The organism is Sulfuricurvum sp. RIFOXYD12_FULL_44_77 (assembly GCF_001830725.1).
GTDB classification, from domain to species: Bacteria; Campylobacterota; Campylobacteria; order Campylobacterales; family Sulfurimonadaceae; genus Sulfuricurvum; species Sulfuricurvum kujiense_A.
This window is the reverse complement of record NZ_MIBU01000138.1, coordinates 1-6,125: the sequence shown is the minus strand read 5'-3', so window position 1 is coordinate 6,125 and position 6,125 is coordinate 1. Positions and strand designations below refer to the sequence as shown.

The 6,125-nt window shown below is 45.9% G+C and carries 6 protein-coding genes; 1 reads left to right on the top strand and 5 read right to left on the bottom strand.

Annotated features, from left to right (window positions below):
• Positions 1–118 precede the first annotated feature (118 nt).
• Entirely contained in the window at positions 119–2,359 is a 2,241-nt protein-coding gene (gene bamA / locus A2517_RS05860; RefSeq protein WP_294895069.1) for an outer membrane protein assembly factor BamA, read from the bottom strand.
• A gap of 115 nt (positions 2,360–2,474) precedes the next feature.
• Here bamA and A2517_RS05855 point away from each other — a divergent pair, with 115 nt between their 5' ends.
• On the top strand, positions 2,475–3,311 hold the full coding sequence (locus A2517_RS05855; protein ID WP_294895067.1) for a prephenate dehydrogenase: 837 nt from the start codon (positions 2,475–2,477) through the stop codon (positions 3,309–3,311).
• Here A2517_RS05855 and A2517_RS05850 read toward each other — a convergent pair whose 3' ends face one another.
• The 4 genes from A2517_RS05850 to A2517_RS05835 form a co-directional block, all read right to left on the bottom strand.
• Positions 3,312–4,457, bottom strand: coding sequence for a hypothetical protein (locus A2517_RS05850; RefSeq protein WP_294895066.1), 1,146 nt, complete (start codon positions 4,455–4,457; stop codon positions 3,312–3,314).
• Positions 4,454–5,188 carry a hypothetical protein gene (locus A2517_RS05845; protein WP_294895063.1) on the bottom strand — a complete coding sequence of 245 codons (735 nt, stop codon included), beginning with the start codon at positions 5,186–5,188 and terminating at the stop codon, positions 4,454–4,456. Before A2517_RS05845 ends, A2517_RS05850 begins: the two co-directional genes overlap by 4 nt.
• Entirely contained in the window at positions 5,181–5,576 is a 396-nt protein-coding gene (locus tag A2517_RS05840) for a hypothetical protein (protein WP_294895061.1), read from the bottom strand. The genes A2517_RS05845 and A2517_RS05840 overlap by 8 nt, the downstream gene beginning before the upstream one ends.
• On the bottom strand, positions 5,573–6,125 hold a 553-nt coding region (locus tag A2517_RS05835), incomplete at its 5' end, for a DUF58 domain-containing protein (RefSeq protein WP_294895059.1). The genes A2517_RS05835 and A2517_RS05840, both read right to left, overlap by 4 nt.

The following is a 6,125-nucleotide window of genomic DNA, read 5'->3' as shown; positions in this document are numbered from 1 at the left end:
TCTATCTTGCCCGTGAACAACTCAAAAATATTATTTTTCCTGCAAATCTGATAGTGGTGTTTAGTTAAGTAGAAGTGTTTCCCCGTTCGCCCTCAGCTGGTCGAACGGTATCGGACATTTAAAATCTCTGTCCGATTGTAAATTCGAAGTGGGTAATATCATCACCCGGTTTGTCTCCGATAGGGTTGGCAAAAACAAGCTGAAGCGGTCCGACAGGGCTGAACCACTCTAACGACACCCCATATCCTCCGCGCTTGATTTCACTCAAACTCTTCTCACCGATCATACCGTAATCGACAAACGCCGTAGCCCGCATACGGGCTTCTGGGACGAGCGGTACACTGAACTCTAACGAGTTTGAAAACGTTTGAGTCCCCCCGATTTTAAACGGTTCGTTCGTTGTCAACTCCGTCCCCTCGGTAGGAGAGATAGAATATCCCTGATAGCCGCGAACCGAACCGATTCCCCCCATATAAAATTTTTCACCCAACGGTAAATAGCCGCTTTCATCTGCATAGTTAAACCGTGCTTTATAACGGAGAATCAAATCAAAGTCCGTCAATTTTTGAAGTCCCTGATACGCACCGAAGGTAGTGCGGCTTTTAATAAAGTCTGCATCTCCCCCTACTCCCGCTTTTTCAATACTTTGTGAAAAACTGATCCCCTCACGAGGAACATAAAAATCATCGGTATTGTCAAATGTTGCCGAAGCGATCACCGAGCTTTTTGCATAATTTGCATAGTAACGAGGATCAAGGGTTGATGTCGTTGAATCGATATCGCTGTAATCATTTTTAGAGTAATTGTATCCCATATAGCCGCTCCAATAACGGTTAAAACGGTGTCCTACGCCGACACTAGTCCCCAAAGAAGAGGTGGTATAGCTGTCGTATTCGGTTGAACTGTTGAAAACGGAGAAATTGCCGCTGAAATCACTGTCATTCAAACGAGGATTCGAAATATTAAACGAGTAGTTGCTGGTACGTTGAGATCGCTCAAGATTGAGTCCGACATTGATACCTGAACCGAAAATATTACGATCACTGATCGCTACGCTCACCAAGATACCGCCGAAACTGCCATATCCTCCGCCGAGCTGGATATTCCCCGTCGGTGCCTCTTTGGTTTGGACGATAAGATCCATCGACTCATCGTCAATCCGTTTCTCTTCGATCGTGTTGCTCTCAAAATATCCGGTTCGTCCCAGTGCGTTACGAGAATCTTTGAGATCGCTCAAACTGTATAAATCTCCCGGGGCAAGGAAAAGCTCACGGCGTACTACTCTATCAAGGGTACGGTTGTTTCCGGAGACGATAACGTTACGGATACGTACCTTTTTACCCGGAGTGATACGGTAGACGACATCAACGCTTTTGGCCTCTTTATCTTTTTTCAAATCGGGCTGTACCTGCACGTACGCATATCCCAAATCGGCGATTTTCGTTTTGATTCGCTCCGCATCTTCTCGGAATGTTTTGATATTAAAGGGTTTGTTTTTCTCTAACGCGATCACATCGAGCAACTCTTGGTCATTGATCACTTGCGTGTCTTGGAAAACCAAAATATCCGATACGCGATAGACATCCCCTTCAAAAATGTTATAGCTCATTTGTGCTTCATAATGGTCGAAATCGACCGCAACAAACGGTTCATCTATTTTTGCATCGAGATACCCATGCTGCATATAAAAATCACGAATTCTGAGGGGATCGTACTGCAACTCGGCAACTTTCATCTTCCCGTCATTGCGGCCCCACATCCACCCCATAAATTGCTCTTCTTTATTGGCGATCATACTGTCGAAATCATCCGCATCTTGGGTCAAAACTCCCGCATAGGTGAGTTTTTTAATGATAATCTCTTCACCTTCATTGACGATAAAGGTGACCTGCATACTGCCGTTATCCAATTTTTCACTGTCGATCTCAACAACAGAATCGATTTTCCCGTCTTGACTTAGAGCTTCGACGATCCGTTTTTTGGCTCCCTCAAGCCGTTTCTCATCATACAAGGCACCTTTATCGATTTGCAACAGTGTTTTTTGCGCCTCTTCATCGTTCTCTTTGTACCCTTTGAGCTCGATTTTAGAGATAATCGGTTTCTCTTTGAAATGGAAAGTGACTTTCCCCTCATCCTCTTCTGCCCATACGTCTTCAAAATAACCTTGATCGAAGAAGTTTTTGATCGTTTTGTCCACTGCGGCAGCGTCTAAAGGCTCACCGACCTTGACCTCATTAAGCCGTTTTGCAACGGTCTCGGAAATATGGATCATTCCATCATACTGAATCGATTGGACGTTTTGCGTAGACGCGTGTGCCAGTGCACTCGCAACTATCAATGAGAGGGTAATTGTTTTCAAGCCAAAGTTTCCATTGCGTTAAAATAGTCTCCCATTCTATCACTCTAACGATTAATTGTTCTGTAAATTAAACTTAAAAGGGTTAAAATAGCACCATTAGAGTCAAAGGGGCGTCATGAAAATCGGTATTGTAGGGTTAGGGTTAATGGGAGGTTCGATGGCACTTGCCCTCAAACACCGTTCCTTTATCTCCTCCATTATCGGATGTGACCATAACGAAGAGCACCAGATGATCGCCCTACAACGGGGGCTTGTCGAATCTTTTATGAGCTTTGAAGAGCTTAAAGCTCATTGCGATGTCATTTTTCTCGCTGTCCCCGTAGACGGTGTGATCGATTTTCTTCAAAAATCAACCGACTTAGCCGGAAGTGATAAAACACTGATCGATTTGGGAAGTACCAAAGCCCTTATCGTTGACGCGATCCCTGCCATTATCCGAAAAAACGTTGTTGCCGCCCATCCAATGACGGGGACGGAGCAATTTGGTCCCAGTGCCGCATTGGAGGGGTTATACGCGGAGAAGGTAGTGGTACTGTGTGATCTGGAGCACAGCGGCGACACACAGCGTGATACCGCACTACGGATTTTCCAAGCAATCGGGATGCAGATACGGACGATGGGGGCAGCCCAACATGACCGCCACGCGGCATTTATCAGCCATATGCCCCACGTTATCTCGTATGCGCTCGCCAACACCGTGTTAGCCCAAGAAGAGAAAGAGAACATCCTCACCCTCGCGGCGGGAGGATTTCGCTCCATGAGCCGACTGGCTAAAAGTTCTCCCGCGATGTGGGAAGATATTTTTCGTCAAAACCGTGAAAATGTCCTTGAAGCGATAGAACTCTTTGAAGTTGAACTTCAAACACTCAAAACAGCCCTAAAAAATAAAAATTATTCTGAATTACGCCGTGAAATGAAGGGTGCCAACAAACTCTACGATATTTTTAAATAATCACCATTCAAACAATTTCGTTTCCCTCTTAACGTGCTTTAGCCCTTGTGGAACGGTTGAACCTTCCGATTGAGCCGTCTCTTTTACTTCACCTTTCTTTTGTCCCTCAACCTCTTCTATTTTCCTCATGCTCTGTTTTAAATTATGCTTTACCCGCTCCCGTAATATCGGATCGGTTGTATAGACCCTCTTATACCAGTAGTGTGCCCGTTCAAATTTACCGCTCATATAGAGAGCATTGGCACGGTTATAACGTACCTGCGGTGAATCGTGCACCAATTGATACTCTCTATACAGACGTTCGCTTTTCTCGTATTCTCCCCTCTCATATGCCCCTTTAGCTTCATTCACTATTTTGAAATCCAAAATTCCCGCATTGCTAGATTCCGGTGACAAAGTAAAAAGGATAAGCACCGTTCCCACACTTACGCTTTGGCGTTTGCTCATAGACGAAAGGGCAAAAAGGATCAACACCATTGCCAATCCCAAAGGGTAAAAAAAGAGGGGGATGTTCAGCCTCAATCGATCTGCATCTCTGAGCTGAAGGAGTTTTTCATGGACGTTTATGATATCTGCCGACGAAGAGACCCGCAGAACCGAGCCGCCCTCAATCGGCTGATGTGTGATGACAACTACCATATCAACATCATCCATTCGTGAGAGTTTTTCTTCTAAAAGCGTTTGATTGAACCGTTTCGAAGAGGGGGATAGATGTCGTATCAATTCACCCAATATCGCTCCGTCATTGCTGCGCGGAGAAATACCGTACACCTTCTCATCAAACGCCATCACCTCTATCTCTTCGCCCAAGAGGGTATAAAGGCTCGAGAGTGCTAAAGAGCGGGTCAGCTCAAAGTTCTCTTCACCCCTATCGATCGCCATCACGATATGAAGCCCCCTCCCTTTTATCGGAGTTGAATCGAGGATCACCGGTTGCGCCATCGCGATAATCAACAACACGGCGGAGAAAAGAAAAAGGGTATTTCTCCCTTGCAATCCCATGGTTGTCTCGGGGGCGCGCAGTTTTTCAAGTATCTCCTCGCGCACATTGAGAGTTCTCAGCGATTTTTGGGTGAGCCAAAAATAAAAAAGGATGAGGGTCGGAGCCAAAAGCCAAAGTAAAAACTCCGGATGCAAAAAACTCATCGAAGCCCCTTCTGATTACGCCCATAGAGATAGGCGAGCATCGCTAAAAATCCGAGAAACAGCGGATAGATGTAAAAATACTCAAAATATTTCTGCACACCGATAACACTGAACGCTGGGTGCGAACGATCAAGTGCTTCAACCCAATCCTCGCTGGGGACTATTATAGAGGTCTCTTTATCTACTGGAAGCGATTGGACAAAGTGTTTAGGCTCCTCAGAGAGAAGTATGATCCATCCTCTCCCCTCGGATGTGGTAGTAAAAAACCGATCAATCTGCCGTGTTATCTTCTCCTCTGTCGGGACTACACTCATCTGGGCAACGATCTTTAAAAGTTTCTCGTAATCATCGCTAAGGGGGATCATAATATCGGATGAAGCAGGGACAAAAAGGGCAAAACGATCATTTTCCCTCCCTTTTATAAAGGTTTGAATATCGTTAAGGGTTTCAGAGGTAAGCGACTGGGGATCGATAGCGAAAAGGATATCATACACCTCAACCTCCTCTTTGGTCTCCCGCACGGGAGACATCAATGCGACGATAAAAAAGGAGATCATCGCCCATTTCGCAATCCACATCCATAAAGGTGGTCTCATCTTTGATTCACCGAATAAGAGCGTTCGGGGAAAATAGAGTGCATTGGTGCGCAGAGGGCACAACGCCTCACACGCTAAAAAGAAAAAGAGGATAAAACTGAGTTTGGGAAACTGGAAATAGATCCCCTCAAACATCGATAATCTCTAAATAGAGACGATAATACCCCAACGTCTCCTCATCGATCTTCTCTACCCTCGGAGCGTATTTGTAGGGAGCCAACCGCTCGAAGAGGTTGTGGTACGCTTTTGCCGTCCGTTCATTGTCGGAGGCAAAAACACGTCCGAGTTCACTGATCGCATAAGCGGCACGCTTGGGATCGGAAAAATCGATCGTTGAGAGTGCACTAAAACGCTCACGACGTAGATTCACTTTACGTTTTCGCATCTGTTTAAGGAGTGCTAAAAAGAGTGCCACGCTCACAGCAACAGCGATAAGAACCACTGCGATAAAGTAATAGAGTGAGTAATCGGGTATCTCGACGAGAGGAGCGATATCGTTTAGCGGAATATTAAGATCTTTCATACTCTCCCCTCAAACAATCGGCGCAACGTCACCACCGCATTTGCATCGGTATAGAGTTTCGTTCCCCTTACTCCCGCTCTACGAAACGATTCAAAGAGTTCGATATCGTGAGCTTTGACTCGATCATGATAGCGCTTCACGCTTCGCTCATTAAAATCCCCCTCTAACACCGCACCGCTCTCCGGATCGATCAGGGCAGTAAATCCCATCTCATTCGGATTCTCCTCCGCACGATCACGTACCACGACGGCAACCACTTCGTGCTTTCTAGCGAGAAGGCGCAGATCGGGAATCTCGAAAAAATCGCCGATCAACACCATCAGAGACCTTCGCTTCGTCCGTCGATACAGCTCTTTTATCGTATGGTGTAGATCGATTCGATGATGCAAAATCTCCGCATCCAAAACAGACTGTGTCGCCTGCTGTACCGAAAAACGCTTTTTCGCAGGGCGAATCTCGTTGCGTAGGCTCTCAGAATAGTTACAATGGCCAAAAACATCCCCATTCGCTACCGCCGAATATCCGATCAATGCCACCGCTTCGGCAACA

What these genes read in the sequence shown, in the direction of transcription:
- A2517_RS05855 (WP_294895067.1), top strand. Translation starts at nt 2,475, where the DNA reads ATGAAAATCGGTATTGTAGGGTTAGGGTTAATGGGAGGTTCGATGGCA.
- A2517_RS05850 (WP_294895066.1), bottom strand. Translation starts at nt 4,457, where the DNA reads ATGAGTTTTTTGCATCCGGAGTTTTTACTTTGGCTTTTGGCTCCGACC.
- A2517_RS05845 (WP_294895063.1), bottom strand. Translation starts at nt 5,188, where the DNA reads ATGTTTGAGGGGATCTATTTCCAGTTTCCCAAACTCAGTTTTATCCTC.
- A2517_RS05840 (WP_294895061.1), bottom strand. Translation starts at nt 5,576, where the DNA reads ATGAAAGATCTTAATATTCCGCTAAACGATATCGCTCCTCTCGTCGAG.